21 protein-coding genes, 1 tRNA gene and 1 other RNA gene are annotated in these 24712 nt (G+C 67.2%); 9 read left to right on the top strand and 14 right to left on the bottom strand.

Annotated elements, in window-relative coordinates:
• Positions 1-894: IS3 family transposase (locus ACJASC_RS04520; protein ID WP_415143914.1), on the top strand; the 894-nt coding region annotated here is incomplete at its 5' end.
• Positions 895-2077: 1183 nt separating this feature from the next.
• Here ACJASC_RS04520 and ACJASC_RS04525 read toward each other — a convergent pair.
• A tRNA-Ser gene (locus ACJASC_RS04525) sits at positions 2078-2167 on the bottom strand.
• Positions 2168-2321: 154 nt separating this feature from the next.
• Here ACJASC_RS04525 and ACJASC_RS04530 point away from each other — a divergent pair.
• Positions 2322-3446, top strand: a complete 1125-nt coding sequence (locus tag ACJASC_RS04530) for an AI-2E family transporter (RefSeq protein ID WP_415144196.1) — start codon at positions 2322-2324, stop codon at positions 3444-3446.
• Positions 3447-3465: 19 nt separating this feature from the next.
• Here the strand turns inward: ACJASC_RS04530 and ACJASC_RS04535 are convergent, their stop codons facing one another.
• The 9 genes from ACJASC_RS04535 to acuI form a co-directional block, all read right to left on the bottom strand.
• Positions 3466-6099: a DUF3772 domain-containing protein gene (locus ACJASC_RS04535; RefSeq protein WP_415143916.1), complete on the bottom strand. Its 2634-nt coding sequence runs from the start codon at positions 6097-6099 to the stop codon at positions 3466-3468.
• Positions 6096-7130, bottom strand: coding sequence for a cysteine synthase A (locus ACJASC_RS04540; protein WP_415143918.1), 1035 nt, complete (start codon positions 7128-7130; stop codon positions 6096-6098). Before ACJASC_RS04540 ends, ACJASC_RS04535 begins: the two co-directional genes overlap by 4 nt.
• Positions 7131-7181: 51 nt before the next feature.
• Positions 7182-8312, bottom strand: coding sequence for an NUDIX domain-containing protein (locus tag ACJASC_RS04545; protein ID WP_415143920.1), 1131 nt, complete (start codon positions 8310-8312; stop codon positions 7182-7184).
• Positions 8312-8752, bottom strand: a complete 441-nt coding sequence (locus ACJASC_RS04550; RefSeq protein WP_021693555.1) for a TrgA family protein — start codon at positions 8750-8752, stop codon at positions 8312-8314. Before ACJASC_RS04550 ends, ACJASC_RS04545 begins: the two co-directional genes overlap by 1 nt.
• 41 nt (positions 8753-8793) lie before the next feature.
• Positions 8794-10002, bottom strand: coding sequence for a class I SAM-dependent methyltransferase (locus ACJASC_RS04555; RefSeq protein ID WP_415143922.1), 1209 nt, complete (start codon positions 10000-10002; stop codon positions 8794-8796).
• Positions 10003-10101: 99 nt separating this feature from the next.
• Positions 10102-11517, bottom strand: a complete 1416-nt coding sequence (locus ACJASC_RS04560) for a cryptochrome/photolyase family protein (protein ID WP_415143924.1) — start codon at positions 11515-11517, stop codon at positions 10102-10104.
• A gap of 51 nt (positions 11518-11568) precedes the next feature.
• Complete coding sequence (locus ACJASC_RS04565; RefSeq protein ID WP_415143926.1) at positions 11569-12681, bottom strand: mechanosensitive ion channel family protein; 1113 nt, start codon at positions 12679-12681, stop codon at positions 11569-11571.
• A gap of 136 nt (positions 12682-12817) precedes the next feature.
• Positions 12818-14533, bottom strand: a complete 1716-nt coding sequence (locus ACJASC_RS04570) for a BCCT family transporter (protein ID WP_415143928.1) — start codon at positions 14531-14533, stop codon at positions 12818-12820.
• Positions 14534-14681: 148 nt separating this feature from the next.
• Positions 14682-15671, bottom strand: coding sequence for an acryloyl-CoA reductase (acuI, locus tag ACJASC_RS04575; RefSeq protein WP_415143930.1), 990 nt, complete (start codon positions 15669-15671; stop codon positions 14682-14684).
• A 156-nt stretch (positions 15672-15827) separates the two neighbouring features.
• Here acuI and ACJASC_RS04580 point away from each other — a divergent pair, with 156 nt between their 5' ends.
• Complete coding sequence (locus ACJASC_RS04580; protein WP_415143932.1) at positions 15828-16868, top strand: ABC transporter substrate-binding protein; 1041 nt, start codon at positions 15828-15830, stop codon at positions 16866-16868.
• An 80-nt stretch (positions 16869-16948) separates the two neighbouring features.
• On the opposite strand, the gene ACJASC_RS04585 is transcribed toward ACJASC_RS04580, so the two are convergent.
• The gene (locus ACJASC_RS04585) at positions 16949-17494 is read right to left on the bottom strand and encodes a GNAT family N-acetyltransferase (protein WP_415143934.1); all 546 of its coding nucleotides are present in this window, start codon (positions 17492-17494) and stop codon (positions 16949-16951) included.
• A 99-nt stretch (positions 17495-17593) separates the two neighbouring features.
• Between ACJASC_RS04585 and ssrA the strand changes: the two genes are divergently transcribed.
• From ssrA to ACJASC_RS04615, 6 genes are all read left to right on the top strand, one after another.
• Positions 17594-17948: a transfer-messenger RNA gene (gene ssrA / locus ACJASC_RS04590) on the top strand.
• Between the two features lie 77 nt (positions 17949-18025).
• Complete coding sequence (locus ACJASC_RS04595) at positions 18026-18706, top strand: DUF1194 domain-containing protein (protein ID WP_021693547.1); 681 nt, start codon at positions 18026-18028, stop codon at positions 18704-18706.
• A 126-nt stretch (positions 18707-18832) separates the two neighbouring features.
• Positions 18833-19282 carry an SspB family protein gene (locus ACJASC_RS04600; protein WP_415144198.1) on the top strand — a complete coding sequence of 150 codons (450 nt, stop codon included), beginning with the start codon at positions 18833-18835 and terminating at the stop codon, positions 19280-19282.
• Between the two features lie 86 nt (positions 19283-19368).
• A complete protein-coding gene (gene fumC, locus ACJASC_RS04605; protein ID WP_415143937.1) occupies positions 19369-20769 on the top strand; it encodes a class II fumarate hydratase in 1401 nt (466 codons plus the stop codon).
• On the top strand, positions 20766-20942 hold the full coding sequence (locus ACJASC_RS04610; RefSeq protein WP_021695829.1) for a DUF4169 family protein: 177 nt from the start codon (positions 20766-20768) through the stop codon (positions 20940-20942). Before fumC ends, ACJASC_RS04610 begins: the two co-directional genes overlap by 4 nt.
• A complete protein-coding gene (locus ACJASC_RS04615; RefSeq protein WP_045320566.1) occupies positions 20935-21153 on the top strand; it encodes a ribbon-helix-helix domain-containing protein in 219 nt (72 codons plus the stop codon). Before ACJASC_RS04610 ends, ACJASC_RS04615 begins: the two co-directional genes overlap by 8 nt.
• Positions 21154-21281: 128 nt before the next feature.
• Here ACJASC_RS04615 and ACJASC_RS04620 read toward each other — a convergent pair whose 3' ends face one another.
• The 3 genes from ACJASC_RS04620 to ACJASC_RS04630 form a co-directional block, all read right to left on the bottom strand.
• Positions 21282-22637 carry a cytochrome P450 gene (locus ACJASC_RS04620; protein ID WP_415143940.1) on the bottom strand — a complete coding sequence of 452 codons (1356 nt, stop codon included), beginning with the start codon at positions 22635-22637 and terminating at the stop codon, positions 21282-21284.
• Positions 22634-23863 (bottom strand): hypothetical protein, encoded by a 1230-nt coding sequence (locus ACJASC_RS04625; RefSeq protein ID WP_415143942.1) that lies wholly within the window; start codon positions 23861-23863, stop codon positions 22634-22636. Before ACJASC_RS04625 ends, ACJASC_RS04620 begins: the two co-directional genes overlap by 4 nt.
• A 65-nt stretch (positions 23864-23928) precedes the next feature.
• Positions 23929-24684 carry a cytochrome c biogenesis CcdA family protein gene (locus ACJASC_RS04630; RefSeq protein WP_415143944.1) on the bottom strand — a complete coding sequence of 252 codons (756 nt, stop codon included), beginning with the start codon at positions 24682-24684 and terminating at the stop codon, positions 23929-23931.
• Positions 24685-24712 lie beyond the last annotated feature (28 nt).

The raw sequence follows: 24712 nt of genomic DNA on the forward strand, positions 1-24712 counted from the left end.
TCCTTCGTTGCCCAGAACCATGCGAACCGCACGCTCGCGCACTTCAGGCGCATACTTGTTCGTCGTCTTGCTCATGCTCCACCTTACTCAGGAGTTGGAGCCTCCGACAAACCCGGCGCGGTTCAGAGCGCGAAGCCGCGTCGGCGCTATCACAAAGCGCAAGACGCGGTGGTGCTTCCGCTGATCTCGGCGATCGTGGCGGCGCGGCCGACCTATGGCTACAGGCGCATCGCGGCGGTTCTGAACCGACGGCTTCGGGCCGATGGCGCCGCGCCCGTGAACCACAAACGGGTCTACCGCATCATGCAGGCGCACGACCTACTGCTGGCGCGCAGATACACCGAGCGGCCGGAGCAGACGCATGAGGGCAAGGTCATCACCCTGCGCTCGAACATTCGTTCGCCGGTGGGCTTTGAGTTCACCTGCTGGAACGGTGAGATCGTCCGAGGAGCCTTCATCACCGACGCGCATGACCGGGAGATCATCGCCTGGCGGGCCGTGGTGAACGCCGGCATCAGCGGCTCGGACATCCGCGACATGATGCTGGAGGCCGTCGAGGCCCGCTTTGGCGGCTACCGGGCGCCGCATCCTGTCGAGATGCTCAGCGACAACGGCTCGCCCTACGTCGCCAAGGATACCCGCATCTTCGCCCGGCAGCTGGGACTGAAGCCCTGCTACACGCCGGTGAAAAGCCCGCAGAGCAACGGCATCGCGGAGTCCTTCGTGAAGACGCTGAAGCGCGACTACGTTCACGTCACGCCGCTGCCGGACGCCATTACCGTCCTCGAGTTGCTCGCCGACTGGTTTGAGGACTACAACATCCATCACCCACACTCAGGGCTGAAGATGCGCTCGCCCCGCGAACTCATCGCAGCTCAAACCGCAACCGCCTGAGTGTCCGGTGAAACAGGGGCAAGACCACTAACCGTCAGGACCCGCTCGGTGAATCCTCCTCACCGAGATGTGCAACAACGTCGCACCGGCGCCTGCCGGACAACGCTCACTTCCAAAAATTGGGAATTGAGAAAAGAAGCGCTGAAACCCCGCCAGCTGCATATAAGGCGACTGCAAGTGTTGCAGCCAAGCCGGTGTGGTGTCCCCGACGACACAGTCGCTACAAACAGCATTCGCCCTCGAATCGTCCGAATTCTGCACCGGCGGTTTGCCAGTATCTCCTAGCTAGCTCTCTCCTCCTGCGAACGTCACTACAGGAGAAGAGCAGATGAATTGAGACAGTTCATAACCTTACGAACCGATATTGGGTGCCTAGCCGTTTGAGCGGAGACAATGGAGCAAGCATGACTAACAGAGGGTTTCAGGCGGAGTTGTCGGATGAGCCGGTCGAGAGCATGACCTATCGCACCTCGATTGACGACGAGGCACTTTGGGGGGCCGCCATTGAAATGCTGTTGGGGCCGAAAAGTCGGGTTAAGCCTGTGGTGCCTACATCCACTAAGTCTGTCGTGCCTCCTAAGAAATTGGAGTCGTCGCCTACTTCAGTGGGTATCGTGAGCGCGGACGTCAATATTTCCTCTTCAGCGTTGAAAGGCCCTGCCCTAACCGCGCGACCCGAAGCGCCGTTCGCCCCTTTGGTCCAGACCGGTGAGGCTGCAACATGCACGCCGAGCGTTGTCGCTGCGACACACCCGAATCCCTTGTTACCTCGGCGCATGGCGACTGATAGAAAAGTCCGAACGGACGTCACTCCCGAGGCCGCGCTCAGACCGGCGTCTGACGTGCTGGGGCTCGATTGCTTTATCTTTCGTTAGAACCGCAAGGGCACTGTCCCCTGCTGCCTCGATCTTTCTTGCTGGACGGGGGGAGCGTGTCGAAAAGCCGCTTGCGCATTACATGGGACCTATGCCCCCATGCCTTCGCATTCCGCCGGTTCAGAAAAAAGGGGTACGGGCTGATATTGAACCTCAAGCCAGCAAGATCCACGAACCTGCGGATTCTAAGCGCACATTGACAGCCCATCAAGGACGTCACTCGAAAACCAAATGGCGGTTGAAATGGGGGACGGATAACGCCAGTCCGTCAGCAAATCATTGTTGTAACGAGAAGTTTTGGATGTATCTGGCGGAGCGAGAGGGATTCGAACCCTCGAGACGGTTCCCCGCCTACACACTTTCCAGGCGTGCGCCTTCGACCACTCGGCCACCGCTCCGTTGCGGGCTCAGTAGCCAAGCCGAACCGGCATTGCAAGAGCCGAAAATGACGCAATATCGTGCCTTGATTGCTACTGGCTCGCCGCTCCCGCATAGTGTCAATGTAACAGGCCGCGAGACCCCCAGTTGATCAACGAACCGCCCCGCCACACGCTGCGACCCGACCGCCCGCGATCCCGCCTTTCCCCCCGCGATCCGCACCGGGTGCAGGATGTCGCCCTCATCATCATCGCCTTCGCGGTGGTGCTGTTTCTGCTGGTGCAGGCGCGGTTCCTGCTGATTTCGCTGGTGACGGCCATCGTGATCTTCTCGCTCATGAGCGACGCGATCAATTTCATCGCCCGCGCACGCATCGGCCCGCTCGCGATCCCCAACTGGCTGGCCTCCGTCGCCGCCGTAGTCGCCATCGCCGCCCTCCTTCTCACGCTGACCTCGATCGTGCTGGCGCAGATCAACACGGTGCTGATCACCACGCTGAGCTACGTCGACCGCGCCCCCGAGGCGATCGCGGCTCTGTTCTCGTGGCTGGGGGAAAACACCGAGGCCGCGGTGCTCAACTCCGTGCAGACGGTGGAATTCGGCGGCTATATACGGGCGCTGGCGAGCCAGGCGGGCAACCTGATGCAAGGCACGGTGCTCGTCATTCTCTTCGTGGGTTTTCTCTTCGCCGAGCGGGTCTGGTTCTCGACCAAGCTGATGAATTTCGTGGGCGACCCGGTGCAGGCCGACCGGGTGGGCCGGATCATCGGCTCGATCATCCGCCGGGTGAACCGTTACCTCGCGGTCAAGACGCTGGTGTCGCTGATGACCGGCGTCATGGTCTGGGCGCTGGCCGGGCTTTTCGGGCTGGAGTTGGCGGTGGCGCTGGGCATCCTCACCTTCATCCTGAACTACATCCCCAACATCGGCTCGATCGTGGCCACGGCGCTGGTGGCGCTGGTGGCCTATGTGCAGCTGGGCGATCCCGCGACGACGGGGGCGATCTTCGCGATCACCGGCACGATCCAGTTCATCAACGGCAACGTTCTCGACCCGATGATGATGGGCCGCGCGCTCAGACTCTCGTCGTTCGGGATCATCATCTCTCTCGCCTTCTGGGGCGCGGTCTGGGGCATCCCGGGGATGTTTCTGTCGGTGCCGATCACCGTGGCCGCGATGATCGTCTGCTCCGAGATTCCGGCGCTCAGGCCAATCGCGATCCTGCTGTCGCGTGAGGGGCTGCCCGAGCCCGAGACCGAGGCGCGCGACCACGCGCCCCGGCACGAGGCGGCGGAATAGAGCCGCCCCGGCCGTTTTCTCAGCTCGTCTCCGGGCGCAGCGCCTCGGGGTTCTTCAGCCACAGATCCTGCTGCGGGAACGGAATCTCGATCCCCTCGGCCTTGAAGCGCCGCGCGATGTCGTTGTTCATCTCGGACTGCACCGCGACCACGAAGTTGATGTCGCGCAGGATCGCCCGGATCTCGAACTCGAGCCGCGATGGCCCGAAGGCGCGGAACAGCACCGCGGGCGCCGGGTTGGCGAGCACCAGCGGATGGTCCTCGGCGACCTCCAGCAGGATCTCCTGCACCCGCACCAGATCGCTGCCATAGGCCACGCCCACCGGCACGATCACACGACCGACCGAGTTGCCACGGGTCCAGTTGGTCACCTGGTTCGACACCAGATCGGCGTTGGGCACGATCACGTCGGTCCGGTCGAAGGTTTCGATCCGGGTCGATCGCACCGAAATGTCGCGCACATAGCCCGACTGCCCGCCGACCTCGATCCAGTCGCCTTCGCCGATCGGCCGTTCGATCAGCAGGATGATGCCCGAGACGAAGTTCGACACGATGTTCTGCAGGCCGAAACCGATGCCGACCGAGAGCGCACCGGCGACGATGGCAAGGTTCGACAGGTCGAGCCCGGCGGTGGTGATCGCGAGGATCGCCGCCGACGTGATGCCGACATAGCCAAAACCCACCGCGACGGCGTTCTGACCGCCAAGGTCGAGCTTGGTGCGCGGCAGCACCACCGAGCGTAGCGCCCGCTGGATCAGCCGTGTCAGCGCGTAGCCGATCACGAAGATCACGAAGAGCCACATCAGATCGGTCGGCTGCAGCCGGGTTTCGCCGAAGGAGTAGCCCTCGCGGAACCGGGTCCAGACCTCGGCAAGATCCTCGGGGCGCGCGCCCCAGATCAGCGCCAGCACCGGCACCGCGGCGAGGATCAGGAACAGCCCGATCAGGACCGGCACCAGCGCGTCGCGCGCCACGTCCTCGGACCCGGTCGCCACGGTCCACAAGTCGAACACCAATCGCTGCAAGAGCACCAGCACGCCGATCAGCATCATCGTCTTGATCGCCGGGATCAGCAGCGCATCCGACAGCGCCGCATAGCCGAGGATCGACAGCAGCGGTGCCAGAACGGCCACCGCCATGGCCACCTTGCCCAGCACCGACAAGAGCCCCTGCCGGAACCCCGTCGTGTCGCGCCGCGCCGCCTCGGGCTGCGGCGTCGGCACCGCCGTGGCCGGAGCGCCGTCGCGCGCCACCCCGGCGAGCGTCCGGCCCAGCAAGAACAGCGGGATCGCCATCAGGAGCTGCAGCGGCAGGTAGAGCGCAGCCTCGGCGCCGTCGGGCGCGTCCGCCGTGGCGATGAGGGCCTGGGACACCTGCGCCAGCGCGATGGCCCAGCCAAGCCACATCAGCTGCCGCCGGGCGCGGGTCTGCCGCGCCAATGCGATGCCTGCGATCGGTTGCGCCGCCTCGGGGCCAAAGAACTGCCCCGCCATCCAGCGCGCCAAAAGCACCGCAAGACCGGCCATCGGCAGGACCGACAGCAACGCGCCCGCGCGCGGCCCGTCCATCCCGGCGATATCGAGCGCGCGCGCGATCGACACCAGCCCCGCATAAGGCAACGCCACCTGTCCCAGAGATACCATGAAGCCCATCGCGCGCGATCCGCGCCGGTCGGCGACGAGGATGCGGCGGCGCAGGTGCCGCGCCCAGAGACCCGCGCGCATCAACAGCCCGCCGATCACCCCCAGAAGCAGCACCTCGGCCAGCACGGCGCGCAACGCGTCGCGCCGGGTCTGCGAGGTCCAGCCCGCCCAGAGCTCGGCACTCAGCGCCTCGGCCCGTTCGAACATCACGACCAGCGCGGGGGCCCAGAGACCCGGATTGAGCGGCGAGGCGCCGCGATCGCCGAGCGTCCTGCCCCGCCGCTCGCGGATCAGCCGATCGATCTCGCGGATGAGACCGTCGGCATGGGCATAGGCTTCGTCGGCGAGGCGCACGGGCGCGCGCAGCCGCATCAGCTGTTCGGTGAGGGCGGCGCGGCGCGCGGCGATGGAGGCGTCCTCACCCCCCGCCTCAGGCGCGGCCCCGAGCGCTGTGAGCTGCGCCTCGACGGTGCCGATGCGGCCACTGTTGGCGCCGCGTGCCTGCTGGAACCTGTCGCGCCAAACCACGAGGTCCTCGCGCAGCCGCTGCAACGCGAAGTCGGACCCCTGCCCGCGCTCGGACATGGCTTCGCTGCGCGCCGTCGTGCGTTCCCAGCTTTCCCAGTTCACGCCATTCGCGGCCAGAACCGCCGAAAGCGGCCCGGTGCCGGGCAGGCTTTCGCCCCCTGACGGATAGGCGGTGGCCGGGGTCAGGGCCTCGCCTTCCCCTTCCCCTTCGGCAGCTTCGGCGGTCGTCCCGTCGGTGACCCCATCCGCGGCTTCGATCACCTCGGGGCTCAGCGCCTCCTCGATGCTGGCGGCCGGGGCGTCGGAGGGGACGGCTTCAGGCGGGGCGGCCGTCTCGGCCTCGGGCGCATCGAACAGCCCGCCCGGCGCAGGCGCGATTCCCTGTGCAAGGACAGGCCCGACCCACAGGGCAAGCCAGATGGTCAGCATCAGCCGACCGGCGAGGCGCGATCCCTTGCGGGCCGCCGGAATGCGGGCGCTCATGCGTCCTCGAAGACGCCCGGGATGGAGGACGGGCCCTGATCGAGCCAGTCCGGCGTCGGCAGCCCCTTCGACTTCAGGAAGCCGGGGTTGAAAAGCTTGGACTGGTAGCGCGTGCCGTAATCGCACAGCACCGTCACGATGGTGTGGCCCGGCCCCAGATCCCGCGCCATGCGGATTGCACCCGCCAGATTGATGCCCGAAGAGCCGCCCAAGCAGAGACCCTCGTGCTGCAGCAGGTCGAACACGATCGGCAAGGCTTCGGCGTCGGGGATCTTGTAGCTGAAATCGGGGGTAAAGCCTTCGAGATTGGCGGTGATCCGCCCCTGCCCGATGCCTTCGGTAATCGAATCGCCCTCGGCCTTCAGCTCACCGGTGGTGTAGAAGCTGTGCAGCGCGGCCCCTTCGGGATCGGCGAGACCGATCTTCACGCCCTTGGGCTGCAGCGCCATGCCGACGCCCGCCAGCGTGCCGCCCGTGCCCACGGCGCAAATGAAGCCGTCGACCTTGCCCTTGGTCTGCTCCCAGATCTCGGGGCCGGTGGCGTCGATATGCGCCTGCCTGTTGGCGATGTTGTCGAACTGGTTGGCCCAGAGCACGCCCTCGGGCGTGGTGCGCGCCAACTCCTCGGCGAGGCGGCCTGAATAGCGGACATAGTTGTTGGGGTTGCGATAGGGCGCGGCGGGCACCTGCACCAGTTCGGCCCCCGCGAGCCGCAGCATGTCCTTCTTTTCCTGACTCTGGGTCTCGGGGATCACGATGACGGTCTTGAAACCCATCGAGGCGCCCATCAGCGCCAGACCGATGCCGGTGTTGCCCGCCGTGCCCTCGACGATCGTGCCACCGGGCTTGAGCGTGCCCTTCGCCACCGCGTCGCGGATCATCCAGAGCGCGGCGCGGTCCTTGACCGACTGGCCGGGGTTCAGGAACTCGGCCTTGCCCAGAATCTCGCAGCCCGTCGCCTCGGAGGCGGCGCGCAGCCGGATCAGGGGGGTGTTGCCGACGGCGGCGGCGAGATCGGATTTGATGTCCATTTGGCGGCCTTTCCTGTGTTGCCCGAGCAATAGGCAGCGGCGGCGCAGAACTCAAGCGTCTGACACCCCCGCATCGGCTCGCAGCCGTGCACGATGATGTGCGAGCCAGTAGAGCATGCCCTGCATCGGGATCACGTCGATCTCGCCCGAAAGCACCAGATCCATCGCCCGCGTGAAGGAGATCGCATGCAGCCGCAGATCCTCGTGCTCCTCGGCGAGGCCGCCGCGCCAGCTTTCCTCGCGTGGCAGGTCGGCCAGCGCAAGGTAGCAATGAAAGTAGTCCGTGTTCGAGCCCGGCGAAGGATAGCCGCCGAAGATCGGAATCAACGCATCGAGCCGCAGCCCCGCCTCCTCGAAGGACTCGCGCAGACCCGCGGCTTCGGGGGTTTCGCCCGGATCGACGATGCCCGCCACCGGCTCGAGGCTCCACGGGTTCGACGCGCCACGCCTGACGGGGCCGGTGCGAAACTGCTCGACCAGAAGCACCCGGTCGCGGCGCGGGTCATAGGGCAGCACGAGGCACGCATCGACCCCCACCAGCACCTCGCGCGGCAATGCCTCAGCGCGGCCGCCGTCGAAGCGCGCATGATCGATGCGCAGCCCGGCGAGCTTGAAGAACTGCCCCGCGAGCGGCGCGTCGGGCCGCCACGTGAAATCGCCCGGTGCGGCCTCGCGGCGCAGCGTCGCGGGTGCGGGCGCTCGCGCCGCGCGTAGCCGTGACTGCGCCCTGACCGCCATCATCGTCTTTTGCCGCGCAAAGCTGCCCGGCGTTATCGGTGGCATATGCAAGGCGATCTCGGCGGCGATGAGAGGCCAGCTTTCGGACCAACGCTCACGCCACGCCTCGACACACCAGTCGGGCGCGTCCGGCTCGGCCTCGGGCGCGAGAAGCGCGGCGGCGACGACGTCGTCGCCCGGCAGAACGATCTCGACCTTGCGCTCGCTCAGCCCGAGCGTCGCGGCATAGCTCTCGAGCCGGTCTCGCGCCGTAGCGTCGGGCCGCGCCACGAGCCGGCCTTCGAGCACGTCCCCTCGCCGCGCGACGACCGCGGGCGCGGCATCGGCCGCGCCGACGAGCGCATGATCGGCGAGCCGCGCCAGGCGGTGCGTGCAGTCGACCCCGGTGACGGCCTCGAACACGCCCGGCGCGGCGAGCGGCCCGACAAGAAACAACTCGTGCATCAGAACCTCCGTGAGCGCGTCAATTCGAGCGCCAGCCCGACCGCCACGCCGCCGACGAGCAGCAGCCCGATCACCTGCGGCACGGCGAGGCGCTGCGCCACAACGAACCAAAAATCGATCATTGCCTCGAGCGCATCCACCGGGTCGCGGTATCGGCCCCGCATGGCGCTGCGCCACATGAAAATCGCTCCATGCAGCACGATCGCCATCAACAGCCCGCTGGCCGTCGCCGTCAGCCCGTTGCTCACGCCCCCCTGCCAGCCCCCGCCGACCCGCGGCCCGGCGATGAACCAGCCGGTGATCGCGCCCAGCACCGCGTTGATGACGGGCGCGGAGGCCGGCACGTATATCCCCGACAGCAGCGGCGTCGCCAGTATCGTGGCGAGATAGCCCAACGCGGCGAACAGCAGGGCTCCGACAAGCTTGGAAGCGGTGGGCATGAAGGCTCTCCTGAGAGACGGCGGAGGGGGGCCGAAGCGGCTCAGGCCGGTCGGGTCACGGTGAACTGCGTAACGTCGCAATTGCCCGAGCGAAAGCTGCTGGCGCAGGCGCAGAGATAGAAATTCCACATGCGTCGGAATCTGACATCAAAGCCGAGGCGCGCGATCTCGTCCCAGCGGTCGTTGAACCGCTCGTGCCACAGGCGCAGCGTGCGCGAATAGCTGTCGCCGAAGGTGATGGACCGCGCGACGCGCAGCCCCGCCGCATCGCTCAGATCGCGCAAGATCCCGGGGCTGGGCAACATGCCGCCCGGAAAAATGTGCTTCTGGATGAAATCGACGCCGCGCCGGTACTGCGCAAAACGGTGATCCTGCACCGTGATCACTTGCAGGCCCGCGCGGCGGCCCGGCTGCAGGCAGGCGCGCAGCCGGTCGAAATAGCCGGGCCAATAGGCCTCGCCCACCGCCTCGAACATCTCGATGCTGGCGATGCCGTCATAGATCCCGCGCTCTTCGCGGTAGTCCTGCAGCCGCAGCTCGACCCGCTCGGACAGCCCGGCGCGCGCGATGCGCGCCTGCGCATGCTCGTATTGCGCGGGGCTGATGGTCAGACCGGTCACCCGCACCCCTCTTTCGCGCGCCGCATGTTCGGCAAAGCCGCCCCAGCCGCAGCCGATCTCGAGCAGCCGATCACCGGGCCGCGCGCCCATGGCGTCGAGCAGGCTGTCGTATTTGCGCCGTTGCGCCGCTTCGAGGCTCTGCTGCCCGCCGTCGAACAGGGCCGAGGAATAGGTCATCGTCTCGTCGAGCCAGAGCGCGTAGAACGCGTTGCCCAGATCGTAATGGTGCCGGATGTTGCGCCGCGCCTGCGTGGGGCTGTTGGCGCGCAGCCAGAAGCGCAAACGCTCATAGGCGCGCAACATCCTGCGGCCCGGAAACCCGTCGAACAGCACCTCGACCTCCTCATGCACGAAGTCCAGAAGACCCAAGAGGTCTGGCGAGGACCACGCCCCATCGACATAGGCCTCCGAAAACCCCAGATCGCCCTCGCGGATCAGCCGCGCGAAGCAGTCGGGGTCGTGGACCGCGATCTCGGCGGCGAAGCCCGGCTTCGGCCCCTGCGCGCGAAACCGCCGCCCGTCGGGCAGCACGATGTCGAGCCGCCCATGCTCGATCCCGCGCATCATAGCGAAGACCTGCGCGAAGTAGCGTGGCAGATCGGTCTGGCCTTCGGTGCTCGTCAGGATCATCACGCGCGCTCCGTGTCCTGCCGGGGCCGAGGCGCCCCCGCGGGTCCAGATTACCCGAGCCGCGCGGCTTGTCACGCGGTGGCGGTGCCGCGACGCGCCTCAGGCGTCGCGCGCCCTATAGGCCGCGAGCGCCCGGTCGCGCCCCTCGGCCGCGCCGATGATCGGCTCGGGATAGGCCATCTCCGCCGACAGCCCCCAGTGGCGCGGCGCGGCGGCGAGGAAATCCAGCGCGGTCCGAGGCGGCGCGGATTGCCCTTCGGCGATCCACGCGCGAACATAAGCCCCGTCGGGGTCGAACTTCGCAAGCTGGCTCTCGGGGTTGTAGACCCGGAAATAGGGCGCGGCGTCGGGGCCGGAGCCCGCGATCCACTGCCAGCCCAGCGCGTTGTTGGCCGGGTCCCAGTCGATCAGGCAGTCGGCGAACCAGTCGTGGCCGATCTTCCAGTGTGTCATCAGGTGCTTGGTGAGATAGCTGCCGACGATCATCCGCGCGCGGTTGTGCATCCGTCCCGTCGCATAAAGCTCGCGCATCGCGGCATCGACAAAGCGCATCCCCGTGCGGCCCCGCTTCCACGCCGTGGCCTCGGGACTGTCGCCATCCTCGGACCACGGGAACCGGTCCCATTCGGCGCGCCAGTTGCGGGTGATCAGCCGAGGCGTGTGGTGCAGCAGGTGATAGGCGAACTCGCGCCAGATCAACTCCTTGAGAAAAGTCTCGGCCCCTTCGGCCCCCGCCTCACGCGCGGCGAGGGCGGCGCGGTAGCAAGTCCGAATGCCGATCTCGCCATAGGTGAGGTTCTCCGACAGCCCCGAGGTGCCGTCGATGTCGGGCCGGTCGCGGGCGAGGCCGTAATCCTCGATCCGTTCGGCCACGAAGCGGTCGAGCCGCGCGCGCGCCGCCGCCTCCCCGACGGTGAGGTACTGCGCCACCACCGCCCCGCCCCGGTTCATGTCGCGGCCCATGTCCCAATCGTCGAGGCTTTCGCTTGGGGGCCAGCGGTCGGGCGCGGGCAGGCGCGCGGACGCGGGCAAGGGCGCGCCGGGATCGCGACCGCGCAGCGATTTCATGTAGGGCGTATAGACCTTGTAATAGCCGCCGGTCTTGGTCTCCACGCTTTCGGGCTCGAACAGCAGATGGCCGGTGAAGTCGCGGGTCTCGATCCCCTCGGCGTCGAGGCCCTCCATGGTTTCGGCATCGCGCGCCCGCGCCTCGGGGTCGTAGGCGCGGCTCCACCAGACCGCGCGCGCGCCGGTTTCGGCCGCCAGCGCCCGCAGGCTGTCGAGCGCCCTTCCCCGCCGCAGCACCAGCTTCGATCCGATGGCGTCGAGATCGCGCGCGAAGCTTTCGACCGACAGGCCGAGCCGAAAGCGCGGCGCGGCACCCTGTTCGTCGACCACCTCGTCATGAAGAAAGACCGGGATCAGCGGCGCGCCGGTCATCACGGCCTCGCTCAAAAGCGGATGGTCGGCGAGCCGCAGGTCGCGGCGCAGCCAGATCAGGATCGGGGCGGGCATGGTGTCACTCCTCGGGCGCTTTCGTCCCGAGCTAGCGCCGCGCCCGCCCGATCAAGACGCGCCGTCGCGTCGCGTCTCGAACGCGGGGTGCCCGGTCTGTAGCGTCAGCTCCTCGCGGGTGCGCGGCAGGGCGTGCGGGATCTCGGCCTGAATCCACGCCACCAGCCTCTCGCGCATCTCGCAGCGCAGGTCGAAGGCGCGCGGCGCATTGCGCGCCGACACGAGGAGCCGCACCTCCATGACCCGCTCGCGGAAATCGGTGACGGCGAGGTTGAACACGTCTCGGTCCCACAGCGTGCTGGCCTCGGCGATTTCGCGCGCCTTGTCGCGGATGCGGTCCACCGGCGCGGAATGGTCGAGATAGATCAGCACCGTGCCGATCAGCTGCGAATTCTCGCGGGTCCAGTTCTGGAACGGCTGCTCTATGAAGTAGCTCAGCGGCACGATCATCCGCCGCCAGTCCCAGATCCGGATCACCACGTAGGTCGAGGTGATCTCCTCGACATTGCCCCATTCCCCCTCGACGATGAGCGCGTCGTCGATGCGGATCGGCTGCGTCATGGCAAGCTGGATGCCGGCGAAGAGGTTTTTCAGGACCGGCTGCAGCGCCAGGCCGGCGACGATGCCCGCCGCCCCGGCCGAGGCCAGCAGCGACACGCCGTATTGGCGCACCCCCTCGAAGGTCATCAGCGCCGTGGCGATGGTGATAAGCGAGATCATCACCGAGGAGACGCGCAGGAAGATCTTGGTCTGGGTGATGTGCTTACGCGCCATCAAATTGTCTTCGGCATCGAGCGTGAAGCGGCGCAGATGCAGCTTGGCCCAGACGTCGATCACGATGCGCCCGACCCAGCCGATGAGCAGGATCGTCCCGACCAGCACGATATGATGCAGAACCTGTTCGTCCGAGGGCGACAGCGGCGCGACGCTGGCGGCAGGGGCCATGAACAAAAAGATCATCGCAAGGCGGGCGGGCCCGCGCGTCTGCTCCACGAGGTTGCGGCGGAACATCTTGCTGCCTTGCGCCCAGCGGCGCAGGGCCGCGTAGAGACAGGCATGGACGATCACGGCCAGCGCGATCGCCAGCCCCATGTCGATCAGGATCACGGCCCAGGCCGGGAGCCAGCCGAGACCGAAATCGGAAAAGGTCTGAAACAGCATCATGGGGGGATATCATAGGGCGATGTCGCGACTGGAAAGCCCTCGCGCCCGGGAATTTGCCGCAGTGCGGCATATCCTTGCCGAAACGGGCGGCCCCTGCCATGGGGGCCGCCCGGTCATGCGGCGATACGTTGACGCCTCAGGGCGTCGGGTTCCTGCGCTCGTTTCTCAGCGCGATGAAGATCGCGACGCACATCACCAATAGCAGGAAGGCGAATGGAAAGCCCGTGGCCACCGCCATCGCCTGCAGGGCCGCGAGACCGCCGCCCAACAGCAGCGCGATTGCCACGAGGCCCTCGAACACGCACCAGAAGATGCGCTGCGGCAGCGGGCCGTCGACCTTGCCGCCCGAGGTGATGGTGTCGATGACCAGCGAGCCCGAATCCGACGAGGTCACGAAGAACACGATCACCAGCACGACGCCGATCAGAGAGGTGATCGTGGCCAACGGCAGCTGGCTCAGCATCTCGAACAGCTGTACCGGCAGCGCCGCCTCGGCCGCGCCCGTGAAGCTGTCCTGCACCACCTGCGTGATCGCGGTGCCGCCGAAAACGCTCATCCACAGCACGCAGACCATCGACGGCACGAGCAGCACAGCGATCATGAACTCGCGCACGGTACGGCCACGGCTGACGCGGGCGATGAACATGCCGACGAAGGGGGACCAGCTGATCCACCACGCCCAGTAGAAGGCGGTCCAACCTTGGGAGAAGTTGGCGTCCTCGCGCCCGAAGGGCTGGCTCAGCGCCGGGAAGTTGACGACATAGGCCCAGAGCGAGGCGAAGAAGGTGTTGATGATGGTGCCGGTGGGCCCGACGAAGAGCACGAAGAGCAGCAGCAGGAAGGCCAGCACCATGTTGATCTCGGAGGCACGCTTCACGCCGCCGTCGAGACCGGCCATGACCGAGACGGTGGCGATGGCGGTGATGCCGAGGATCAGCAGGATCTTGAGCCCGGCGCCGGAGCGGCCGACCTCGTCGCCCTCGGGGTTCAGCAACGGGTTGTTGTAGCTCAGCCCGAACACCGCGCGGGTGTTCTCGGCGGTGTCACCGGTGCCGAACAGGAAATCCATCCCCGCGACCGCCTGCTCCGCGCCGAAGCCCAGCGAAGTGGCGAGGCCGAACAGCGTGGCGAAGACCGCGACGATGTCGATGATGTGCCCGGTCCAGCCCCAGACGCGTTCACCGAAGATCGGGTAGAAGGCCGAGCGGATGGTGAGCGGCAAGCCCTGGTTGTAGCTGAACAGACCCAGCGCCAGCGCCACCACGGCATACATCGCCCAAGGGTGCAGGCCCCAGTGATAGATCGTCGCCGCCATGCCGAGCTGACGCGCGGCTTCGGCATCGCCCGCCGCACCCGCGAGCGGCGCCCAGCTTTCGGGGCTGCCTGCGCCCTCGGCGAAGGAGGTCGAGAAATGCGACAGCGGCTCGGACACGCCGTAGAACATCAGGCCGATGCCCATACCGGCGGCAAAGAGCATCGCGAACCAGCCCGCATAGCCGTAATCGGGCCGCGCCGCCGCGCCGCCCAGCCGCACCGAGCCCAGCGGGGTCACGATCAGCATCAGGCCGAACAGCACGAAGATGTTGCCCGACAGGATGAAGAACCACGAGAAATCGCCGGTGAGCCAGTCGCGCAGCCCTCCGAACATCGAGGTCGCGGCCTCGGGCACCATGAGCGTGCCGAGCACGAAGGCCACGATCCCGAGACCCGCGATCAGGAACACCGGGTTGTGGATGTCGAGACCGAAGGGCCCGATCTGTGTCTGGATGTTGTCCTGACCGACCTCGTAGTCGGTTTCGTCTATGAGACGCGTGCCGTCTGTCGCGTCTGGATCCGTATCCGGCGTCGTCATCGTCACCCCCAATGCTAGATGTCACACGAAGACCTAGGCCCGAGAGGCCGAGGTCAAGAAAACGTGTGTCTGTCACATCATATCACGGAATGCGACCCCGTGGCGGCATACGTCACGGGGTCAACCGATGCGTGTCGGCGGCCGTGGCTCAGCCGGCGACGTCCACCACGACCCGTCCGCGCACCTGCCCCTTGAGGATTTCGGCCCCCAGATCCGGCAGATCGCCGAGCCGCGCCGGGCGGATCATCGCACGCAGCTTTTCCATCGGCAGGTCGCGTGCGATCCGCTCCCAGGCTTCGACGCGGTTGTCATAGGGCTGCATGACGCTGTCGATGCCCAGAAGGTTCACGCCGCGCAGCAAGAAGGGGATCACCTTGGCGGGCAGGTCCGTCCCCCCCGCAAGGCCCACCGCCGCGACCGAGGCGCCGTAGTTGAGCTGGCCCAGAACGCGCGCCAGCATCGCCCCGCCCACCGCATCGACGCAGCCCGCCCAGCGCTCGCTTTCGAGCGGTTTCTTCGTGGTCTCGTTCAGCTCGGCGCGCGGCACGATCGAGGCCGCGCCCAGATCGCGCAGGTAATCCTCGGTCTCGGGCCGCCCGGTGACGGCCGCGACCTCGTGGCCGAGCGAGGCGAGGATCGCCGTGGCGACCGAGCCCACGCCGCCCGCCGCCCCGGTGACCAGCACCGGCCCCTGCCCGGTTCTGAGCCCATGCGCCTCGAGCGCCATCACCGCGAGCATCGCCGTGAGACCGGCGGTGCCCACCGCCATCGCGTCGCGCGCCGAAAGCGCTTGGGGCAACGGCACCAGCCAGTCGGCCTTGACCCGTGCGCGGGTGGCGTAACCGCCCCAATGCGCCTCGCCCACGCGCCATCCGGTCAGCACCACCTTGTCGCCGGGGGCGTAGCGGTCGTCCTCGGAGGCCTCGACCGTGCCCGCGAAATCGATGCCCGGCACATGCGGATAGCTGCGCACCAGCCCGCCGCCCGGCCCGATGCACAGCCCGTCCTTGTAGTTCAGCGTCGAATACTCGACAGCGACGGTCACCTCGCCCTCGGGCAGACGTGCGTCGTCGAGCTCCTGCACCGAGGCATGGGTCGCGCCCGCCTCGTCCTTTTCGACCAAAAGCGCCTTGAACATGGACATCCTCCCTTGGGCAAACCTGTCTTGCGGGCATGAATGCACGTCCCGAAGGGCGGCGCAATCGCGGGACATTCATGGGACTTGATGCGGCGGGGGGCCGCTTCTAGGCTTCGCGTGCCGCGCGGGAGCCGCGCAACCAACTGGAGCCATTGCATGATCCACCTCCGTCTTCTCGGCGCCGCCTCTCTCGCCGCCCTCGCCACCGCCGCCGCGGCGCAGGATGGCAGCCTCACCGTGCTCGACTATCCGGGATTCGAGGAGCCGTCGTTCCACCCGGCCTACGGCGAGGCGCATGGCGAGCCGACCTATTCCTTCTTCGGCGACGAGGAGGAGGCATTCCAGAAGCTGCGCTCAGGCTTTCGCGCCGACATCACCCATATCTGCGCGGGCTCGGTCACCAAATGGACCGAAAGCGGGCTGATCGCGCCGTGGGACACCTCGAAGGTCGACGCTTGGGAGGATCTCGACCAGAACCTCACCGGCCAGCAGGTCGGCGGCAAGACGGAGGAGGTCTATTTCTTGCCCACCGATTTCGGCTCCACCGCCATCGCCTATAACCCCGAAGAGGTCCCGGCCGAGGACGTGGGCTCGCTCGACGTTTTCACCGACCCGGCCTATGCGGGCCGCGTGGCGTTGCCCGACAATGTCGACGACGCCTACGCGCTGGCCTATCTCGCCACCGGCACGACCGACTGGACGCAGGCAGGCGCAGCCGAATTCGAGGCCGCGACCGCGTGGCTGCGCGAGGTGCATCCCAATCTGCGCACCTATTGGACCGACCCGGCCGAGCTGAGCCAGCTTCTGGCCTCGGGAGAGGTGCTGGTGAGCTGGGCGTGGAACGAGACCTTTCCCGCGATGGTCGAGGAAGGCCGCCCCATCGGCTTTCAGCGCGAGGCGAGCGAGGGTTCCTCGCTTTGGCTGTGCGGCTACGTGAAGATGAAGGACGCGCCCGGTTCGGAGGATCTCGCCTACGACTACGTCAACGCGATGCTGGCCTCGGACGCGGCGATGCCTCTGCTCGAGGCGGGCTTCGGCACCGCCAACGCCGCGGCGCTGGGCGAGATCGACGAGGAAACGCTGACCGCCTCGGGTCTCGAGAAGATCGAAGTGCCGGTGCTGGCGCAGCTGCCGATCTCGAACGCGCTGCGTGAGCAGCACGCCGAGACCTTCGAGATGATCAAGTCGGGCTTCTGAGCCGCCTTGAAAGAACCAACGGGGGCCGTTTTCGTGCGGCCCCTGCTCCGCCGTCGCGCGCTGGCTAGGTCGCGCGCTGGCTAGAGAGGGTCGAAAGGTGGCGCGAGGCGCGGGGCCTCGCGAAGCCGCCCCATGATGTGACAATCGATCAATTCGCCTGCGCGCAGCGCATCACCCCGCTTGGTCCCCTCGATCTCGAAGCCGTGCCGCTCATAGAGCCGGATCGCCGCGAGGTTGTCGGTGTTCACCTCAAGCTCCAGACGCCGCAGCCCGAGCCATTCGTCGGCCAGGTCGAGAAGCGCGCGCAGCATCGCCGTGCCATGGCCCCGGCCGATGTGGTCGTCATGCACGATCAGGAGGATCTCGCCCACATGGGCCCTGCGCCTCTTGCCGCGCAGCAGGCCGCCATGGGCGACGATCTCGCGCGTCGCCCCCGTATCGCAGATTTCGCCGACGAGCAGGTGATCGTCCCCGGTCGCTGCCAGCCGCTGTTCGAGCCGTGCGCGGGGCCCGAAGGGCAACTGCAGCGTGCCGTGCCGCACACCGGGCAGGTTCGCCATCTCGGTAAGTGCAGCGGCGTCGTCCGGTTCGGCCGCGCGGATCGTGAGTGAGGGTATCTGGGTCATCCGGGCAACCTACCGGCGAAATAGGATCGCGGCCACCGGATTGCGGCGAGAGGTTGCCCTGCGCTCCTCTAATCCGAACACCCGGCTTTCATGCCACCCCCCCTTTTCAAGCGGCGGCGGCCCGCCTATATTCGCAATGTTCCTTCGGGAACTATGGACATAAACGCGCCTGTAATAAGCGGATCGGACCCGGGGGCGGTACCCGGCGGCTCCACCATACATCCCTCGTTGGGGGCAGATGGGGCCGAAACAGGATCGACGAACGTGTAAAGAGGATGGCTTTGTCTCGGTGAGGTACCACCGATATCGGTCCAAAATTGTACAGTTGCCAACGACAACCGTGCTCCGGCTATGGCTCTGGCTGCTTAAGCAGTCCGGGTTGCCGAAACTTAAGCCCTTGCGCCTAGCAGCGTAAGGCGGGGTTCGCAGGCACCTGGCAACAGAAGCCTGCACTTTCCCCAGTTCATCTTCTCCACGTCATCGCCGGACAAGAATCTTGCTCTGCGTGTGCGCTCCGGTGCAGCATGGGCCATGGCCCGGCTCATGCCCTTTGCCCTTGCCCCTGCTCTCGTCTGCGCGCTCGTGCCCGCGATGTCGCGGGCCTGCGAGACGGCGCTGGTGCTCGCCATGGATGTGTCGAACTCGGTCGACGAGGCCGAATACAGGCTCCAGATCGACGGGCTGGCCGATGCGCTGGCCGACCCCGTCGTGGTCGAGGCGGTGCTCATGGGAAAGGTCGCGATGGCGGTGCTGCAATGGTCCGACGCAGGCCAGCAGATCGTCGTCACCGACTGGATCCAGCCGGCTGACCGCGCGGCCCTCGACAACTTCTCCGGCCGGGTCAGGGCGACGCCGCGCGCCTTCGTGATGGGCGGCACAGCCCCCGCCGAGGCGCTGCACGCAGCGCTGCAACTGATCGAGCGGGCCCCCGATTGCCATCGCCTCGTGATCGACGTGTCCGGCGACGGCACGCCCAATGACGGCGGCGATGTGGGGACTGCCCGCCGACGTGCCGAAGCGATGGGCGTCACGATCAACGGCCTCGCGATCGAAAGCCTCGGCCAAGCGATCACCGGCTTTTACAGGCGACACGTCGCCACCCGCGACGGCTTCGTGCTCACCGCGCGCGGACATCGCGATTTCCCCCGGGCGATCCGTCTCAAGCTGCGCCGCGAGCTTGTCCGGGTGGTCGGGGAGACACGGGGGCGGTGACAGGCGGGCCGGGCGGTGTGCCGCCCCCTTTCATCCGCCTCCGAATCCCTTATGCTTGCCTCGACCGCGAAAGGATGACGTAACGTGACCCGCCCTGCCCACCGTTCGATCGATTACGGAAACCTGATGCATCGGGCGATGCGCGGGCTGATTCAGGAGGTGCTCACCCGCATCTCCACGGAGGGGCTGCCTGGAAAGCACCACTTCTTCATCACCTTCGACACGATGCATCCCGACGTGGAGATCGCCGACTGGCTCTCCGACCGCTATCCGGGCGAGATGACCATCGTGATCCAGCATTGGTTCGACAATCTCACCGTCACCGACGAGGGATTCTCGATCACGCTCAACTTCGGCGACAGCCCCGAGCCGCTCTACATCCCCTTCGATGCGATCCGCACTTTCGTCGACCCCTCGGTCGAGTTCGGCCTGCGCTTCGAGAACCAGGAGGGGGACGACGAGGAGGAAGAGGAGGACGAAGAGGCGCCGATGCAGGAGATGGCCGAACCCGAGGAAGATGCCCCCAAAAAGGGCGACGCGCAGGTCGTCAGCCTCGACAGCTTTCGCAAGTCCTGAGCCGCGCGGCCCTTCGCAATTAGGCAATTGCCCCGGAGGGGGCCCACGCGGTAGATGGCATGCGACGGCATACCAGGGAGACCGCGATGAGCCAGACCAGCCCCACCCGCACCGAATCCGACAGCTTCGGCCCGCTCGAGGTCCGCGCGGACCGCTACTGGGGGGCGCAGACGCAGCGCTCGATCCTGAACTTCCCGATCGGCTGGGAAAAGCAGCCCGTGGCCATCGTGCGCGCGCTGGGCGTCATCAAGCAGGCCTGCGCCGAGGCCAACAAGGACCGCGGCAAGCTCGACGCGAAGATCGCCGACGCGATGATCGCGGCGGCCTCGGAAGTCGTGGAGGGCAAGCTCGACGATCACTTCCCCCTCGTCGTCTGGCAGACCGGCTCGGGCACCCAGTCGAACATGAACGCCAACGAGGTGATCTCGAACCGCGCCATCGAGATGCTGGGCGGCACCATCGGCTCCAAGGACCCGGTGCATCCCAACGACCACGTCAACATGGGCCAGTCCTCGAACGACACCTTCCCCACCGCGATGCACATCGCCGTGGCCACCACCGCGCGCGACGTGACGCTGCCGGGGCTGGAGAAGCTGCACGCCGAGCTGGCCGCGAAGGCCGGCGCGTTCAAGGACATCATCAAGATCGGCCGCACCCATACGATGGATGCGACCCCGCTGACGCTGGGACAGGAGTTCGGCGGCTACGCGCATCAGGTCGCGATGGGGATCCGCCGCGTCAAGGCGGCACTGCCCGCGATTTACGAGCTGGCGCAGGGCGGCACCGCCGTGGGCACCGGGCTCAACACGCCGAAAGGCTGGGGCGAGACGGTCGCGGCCAACATGGCCGAGATTACAGGCCTGCCCTTCGTCACCGCGCCCAACAAGTTCGAGGCCCTGGCCGCGCATGACGCGATGGTCGAGATGTCGGGCGCGCTGCGCACGGTCGCGGCCTCGCTGTTCAAGATCGCCAACGACATCCGCCTGCTCGGCTCGGGCCCGCGCTGCGGTCTGGGCGAGCTGATGCTGCCCGAGAACGAGCCCGGTTCCTCGATCATGCCCGGCAAGGTCAACCCGACCCAGTGCGAGGCGCTGACGCAGGTCTGCGCGCATGTGATGGGCAACGACGCCGCCGTGGGCTTCGCCGGATCGCAGGGGCATTTCGAGCTCAACGTCTACAAGCCGATGATGGCCTACAACGTGCTGCAATCCATGCAGCTCATCGGGGACGCCAGCACCGCCTTCACCGACAACTGCGTCGCGGGCATCGAGGCCAACGAGGAGCGGATCAACAAGCTGATGCGCGAAAGCCTGATGCTCGTCACCGCGCTGGCGCCAACCATCGGCTATGACAACGCCACCACGGTTGCCAAGACAGCACACAAGAATGGCACCACCCTCAAGGAGGAGGCGATCAACCTCGGCTTCGTCGATGCCGAGACCTTCGACCGCGTGGTGCGCCCCGAGGAGATGATCGGCCCGAAATGAAGCCGGTGAACCTGAACCAGTTCAGGAAGCAGAAGGCGCGGGCCGAGAACAGGGCCCGCGCCGACGCCAATGCCGCGAAGTTCGGTCGCAGCAAGGCCGAGAAGGCGCGCGATGCAGCCGAGGCCGATGCGGCGGCAAGGCGGCTCGACGGGCACCGCCGCGACGATGAGTGACGGCCGTCCCGTCAAGCGGTCCCTGACGCTCAGGGGGCACCGCACCAGCGTATCATTGGAAGACGTGTTCTGGCGTGCCTTCCGGGACATCGCGGCCGCCGAGGGCACGACGATCAACGGACTTGCCGCCGAGATCGACGCGGGCCGGGGCGATGTCGGGCTGGCGTCGGCGATCCGGGTCTTCGTGCTGCGGCGGTTCATGAATCGTTGAGGGGCGCGGTTATCGCGCCATCGAGAATGCCCGGCAGGTCGTGATCTTCTGCAACCGCGATCCGGTCCGGCCTTTTGCACTGACACGTTCCTTCGAAGGAACGTGCAGACTTTTTCGATGAGGTCTGGCTAATCCCGCGCCATCACGCGCAACCTGATCCCGGCTTTGGACCGCACCGTCAGATGCGCCACCGGCACCGGAACGTCGCCCACCACCGGCTCGAACCGGTAGCGCGCCAGCAAGGCTGCCAGCAGCACCGCCGCCTCGGCCATGGCAAACCCCGCGCCGGGGCAGACACGCGGCCCGGCGCTGAACGGCAGGAAGGCCCGCCGGGCGCTGTCTTTCGTATCGGCCCGTCCCCAGCGGTCGGGATCGAAGCCGTCGGGATCGTCCCAGAACCGCTCGTGCCGGTGCAGGTGCCATGGCGAAAGCACCACCTGCGTGCCGCGGCGCAGATCCCTGTCGCGGAACCGCTCGGGCCTCGTGGTCTCGCGCACCATCATCGGGACCGGCGGATAGAGGCGCAGCGCCTCACGCGTGCAGTCGCGGATGAGCTTCAGCTTGGAAAGCCCTGCGAACTCGCCTGAAAACGCCGCTGCCTCCTGTGCCGCGCGCTTCTGAATCTGCGGATGCGTGGCCAGAAGGTAAAGCGTCCAGCCCAATGTCGCGGCGCTGGTCTCGTGGCCGGCCAAAAAGAAGATCGCCACCTGATCGACCATCTCATCGGGCGAAAACCGCTCCCCCGTCTCGGGATCGGGCGTGGTCATGATCTTGGTGGCGAGGTCGCGCGGCGCCTCGCCCGCCGCGATCGCCTCGGCCCGCGCCGCCACCAGCCCTGCGATAAGTCCCCTGATGCGTCGCGCGGTGCGACGGGTCGCACGCGAATGCAGGCGCGGCATCCAGCGCGGCCCCTTCACGAAGGCCGCGAGGTTCAAAAGCGGCTGGCTTCGCTGATGCGCATGGAATTCCCGATATGTGGCTTGCGCCGTCTCGTGTTCGATCGGGATCGAGAACAACGTGCGAAAGATCACGTCGGCGGCGGCGTGGCTCGCCTGTTCCTCGATCTCGACCGGGCGCCCGTCCGCCAGCGGGGCGAGCCGCGCCGCCGCCGCCGCGCCTGCCGCGTGCATCTCGGCGAAGCTGTCCCTGAGCTTGCCGCCCTCGAAGGCCGGGTCGATGATCCGCCGCTGCCGCTCCCATGTTGCGCCGTTGGTGAGGAACACCGAGTCTCCCAGAAGCGGGCGCAGCCCCGCGCCGATCCGGTCGGATTTGGGAAAGTCGCGCGGGCGTTCGTTCAGCACGCGGCGCAGCAATGCGGGATCGTTAATCAGCACCGAGCGAAAAAACGGCGTGCGGAACTCGGCCATCCAGGCACGGTAGAGCCGCGCGGGCTGGGCCGAGAGGATATCGGCCCGAAACAGCCGCAGGTGCCGCCACAGCGATACGCGCGGCGCGCGGGCGACGGGCTTGGGCGGAAGCGTCATGCAGTGACGGCGACATGCGGCGACAGGGGCCGGCGGATGGCCTGCCGCGACGGCGCGCGATCCGCGAAACGCGCGGCCAGCGTCAGCGGCCCGGCGGTGACGCGGAAATAATCGTAATCGCCCGGCCGGTCGAAGGCGCAGAGATACTGAAAATGCAGCCGGAAGAACCGCCAGCGCAGCGCGTGCCAGCGCTCGGGGCTCAGCGTGCGGGTGAAGGCGGCCGAGATCACCAGGGGCCAGCGCTGATCCTCGGGGGCGACACCCGACACCGCCACCGGGTCGCATAAAGCAAAGGCGCAGCCGTCGCCCGGCGCCGTCACATCGAGCCATGTCAGCTCCTCGCGTGCCGAGAGATAGGCCAGATCGGCGCGCAGGCGGCGGGCTTCGGGCAGGAACGACATCATCGGCACCACCTGCCCCAGCGACATGAAACCCAAGGCCGGGCCGCCCGCGGGCTTGCGCCCGACGCGGATCAGGTCCGACAGCACCGAAACCGCCAGATGCGCGCCAGAGGAGTGGCCCACCACGAGCACCTCGTCCACATCCTCGCACAGGGCCGCGGCGATGTGATTCTCGAACAGCGCCAGCCGAGCTTCGAGCGCCGCAGGATTGGCCCCTCCCCACCGCGCGGCAAAGGCGTAGTCGTGCATCAAATAATAGGCAAAGACGCGGCGGTCATGGCGTTTGCACCACACCAGCACGGCGCAGGTCACACCCGCCAGCACCGGCCAGTAGGCCACCCAGCCCGGCAGGCCCGCCCAGCGCCCGAGCGTCGCCGCGAGGCCGCCCGCGAGCGTCCCCAGAGCCAGCCCCAGCCCAAGCTGCATCAGCAGCATCACCACCGGGTAGAGCGCCGCGATCACCGGCCCCTTGCGCAGCCGCATCAGCCGCCCCAGCGCGCCGCTCGACATGTAGGTCCAGGCGGTGCGTAGAAGCTGGCCATAGGTGGCGAGGACGCCGCCCTGCATCTGTTCGCGCACGATGTCGGACCAGACCAGCACCTCGAACTCGGTTTGCACCTCGCCGCCTTCGATCCGGGCCGCGACGTCCCAACCGAAGCGGCGGCCGCGCGCGGGCGAGAGCGACAGATCGAAGCCGGACAGATCGGCCTGCGCGGCCCCTTCGGTTCGATACAGCTCGCGGTAGCGGCGCGGGTGTATAGGATCGAAGCCGGGGATGTAGAACACCCGCCGACGGCGCACCCGCCGCATCGATGATCCGTCCATGACCGTTCCCCTTTCGGCCCCAGACTAGAGGAGGAAGCGGGCCACCATAAGGCCGAATGCGGGCCTCAGCCGAGCGCCGCGAGCGAGGGAAAGGTTTCGAGCAGCCAGAAGCTGAAATCCGAGAACTGCCCGGTCAGCATCATCAGGCCCACGGTCCACAGGAGCAGCCCCGAGGTCCGCTCGATCCGACCCATGTGCCGCTTCATCCATGCCATCGCGCCCCCCAGCCGGGGAAAGAAGGCCGCGACCAGCAGGAAGGGAATGCCGAGACCGGCGGCATAGACCGCCAGCAGCGCCGCGCCGCGCGCCACGTCGGCCTCGGTCGCCGCCAGCCCGAGGATGGTGCCGAGGATCGGCCCGAGGCAGGGCGTCCAGCCGAAGGCGAAAGCGAGGCCCAGCACATAGGCCCCGAAGGCCGAGCCGCCGCGATCACCCCCCGAGATCCGCGCCTCGCGGTCGAGAAAGGGGATGCGGATGACGCCGGCGAAATGCGCGCCGAAGATCATGATGGTGATCCCGGCGATGACGTTGAACCAGTCCTGAAACTGCAGGAAGGCCCGCCCCAACGCCGAAAAGGCGACGCCAAGCAGCAGGAACACCGTCGAAAGGCCGAGAACGAAGAACAGCGCCGCCGTCATCACCCGCCTGCGGTCGGTCTTGGCGGCCGAGAGATCGGTGACCGATACGCCGCCCATATAGGCGAGGTACGGAGGCACGATCGGCAGCACGCAAGGGCTCAGAAAGGACAAGAGCCCCGCCGTGAGCGCGATCATCATCGCGGGCAGCAATGTCGCGTCGAGGATCATCTCGGCTGAGAACATGGGGCAGACTCCTTTGATCGCAGGAGGG

Source organism: Limimaricola cinnabarinus, from assembly GCF_047631075.1.
GTDB classification, from domain to species: Bacteria; Pseudomonadota; Alphaproteobacteria; order Rhodobacterales; family Rhodobacteraceae; genus Limimaricola; species Limimaricola cinnabarinus.

Bases quoted from the DNA above. Each gene is read 5' to 3' on its own strand.
- ACJASC_RS04535 (WP_415143916.1), bottom strand. From the start codon at position 6,099: ATGAGCGCCCGCATTCCGGCGGCCCGCAAGGGATCGCGCCTCGCCGGT.
- ACJASC_RS04585 (WP_415143934.1), bottom strand. From the start codon at position 17,494: ATGACCCAGATACCCTCACTCACGATCCGCGCGGCCGAACCGGACGAC.
- fumC (WP_415143937.1), top strand. From the start codon at position 19,369: ATGAGCCAGACCAGCCCCACCCGCACCGAATCCGACAGCTTCGGCCCG.
- ACJASC_RS04560 (WP_415143924.1), bottom strand. From the start codon at position 11,517: ATGCCCGCCCCGATCCTGATCTGGCTGCGCCGCGACCTGCGGCTCGCC.
- ACJASC_RS04565 (WP_415143926.1), bottom strand. From the start codon at position 12,681: ATGATGCTGTTTCAGACCTTTTCCGATTTCGGTCTCGGCTGGCTCCCG.
- ACJASC_RS04615 (WP_045320566.1), top strand. From the start codon at position 20,935: ATGAGTGACGGCCGTCCCGTCAAGCGGTCCCTGACGCTCAGGGGGCAC.
- ACJASC_RS04570 (WP_415143928.1), bottom strand. From the start codon at position 14,533: ATGACGACGCCGGATACGGATCCAGACGCGACAGACGGCACGCGTCTC.
- ACJASC_RS04620 (WP_415143940.1), bottom strand. From the start codon at position 22,637: ATGACGCTTCCGCCCAAGCCCGTCGCCCGCGCGCCGCGCGTATCGCTG.
- ACJASC_RS04630 (WP_415143944.1), bottom strand. From the start codon at position 24,684: ATGTTCTCAGCCGAGATGATCCTCGACGCGACATTGCTGCCCGCGATG.
- ACJASC_RS04610 (WP_021695829.1), top strand. From the start codon at position 20,766: ATGAAGCCGGTGAACCTGAACCAGTTCAGGAAGCAGAAGGCGCGGGCC.
- ACJASC_RS04550 (WP_021693555.1), bottom strand. From the start codon at position 8,752: ATGCCCACCGCTTCCAAGCTTGTCGGAGCCCTGCTGTTCGCCGCGTTG.
- ACJASC_RS04580 (WP_415143932.1), top strand. From the start codon at position 15,828: ATGATCCACCTCCGTCTTCTCGGCGCCGCCTCTCTCGCCGCCCTCGCC.
- ACJASC_RS04540 (WP_415143918.1), bottom strand. From the start codon at position 7,130: ATGGACATCAAATCCGATCTCGCCGCCGCCGTCGGCAACACCCCCCTG.
- acuI (WP_415143930.1), bottom strand. From the start codon at position 15,671: ATGTTCAAGGCGCTTTTGGTCGAAAAGGACGAGGCGGGCGCGACCCAT.
- ACJASC_RS04545 (WP_415143920.1), bottom strand. From the start codon at position 8,312: ATGCACGAGTTGTTTCTTGTCGGGCCGCTCGCCGCGCCGGGCGTGTTC.
- ACJASC_RS04600 (WP_415144198.1), top strand. From the start codon at position 18,833: ATGCATCGGGCGATGCGCGGGCTGATTCAGGAGGTGCTCACCCGCATC.
- ACJASC_RS04555 (WP_415143922.1), bottom strand. From the start codon at position 10,002: ATGATCCTGACGAGCACCGAAGGCCAGACCGATCTGCCACGCTACTTC.
- ACJASC_RS04625 (WP_415143942.1), bottom strand. From the start codon at position 23,863: ATGGACGGATCATCGATGCGGCGGGTGCGCCGTCGGCGGGTGTTCTAC.
- ACJASC_RS04595 (WP_021693547.1), top strand. From the start codon at position 18,026: ATGGCCCGGCTCATGCCCTTTGCCCTTGCCCCTGCTCTCGTCTGCGCG.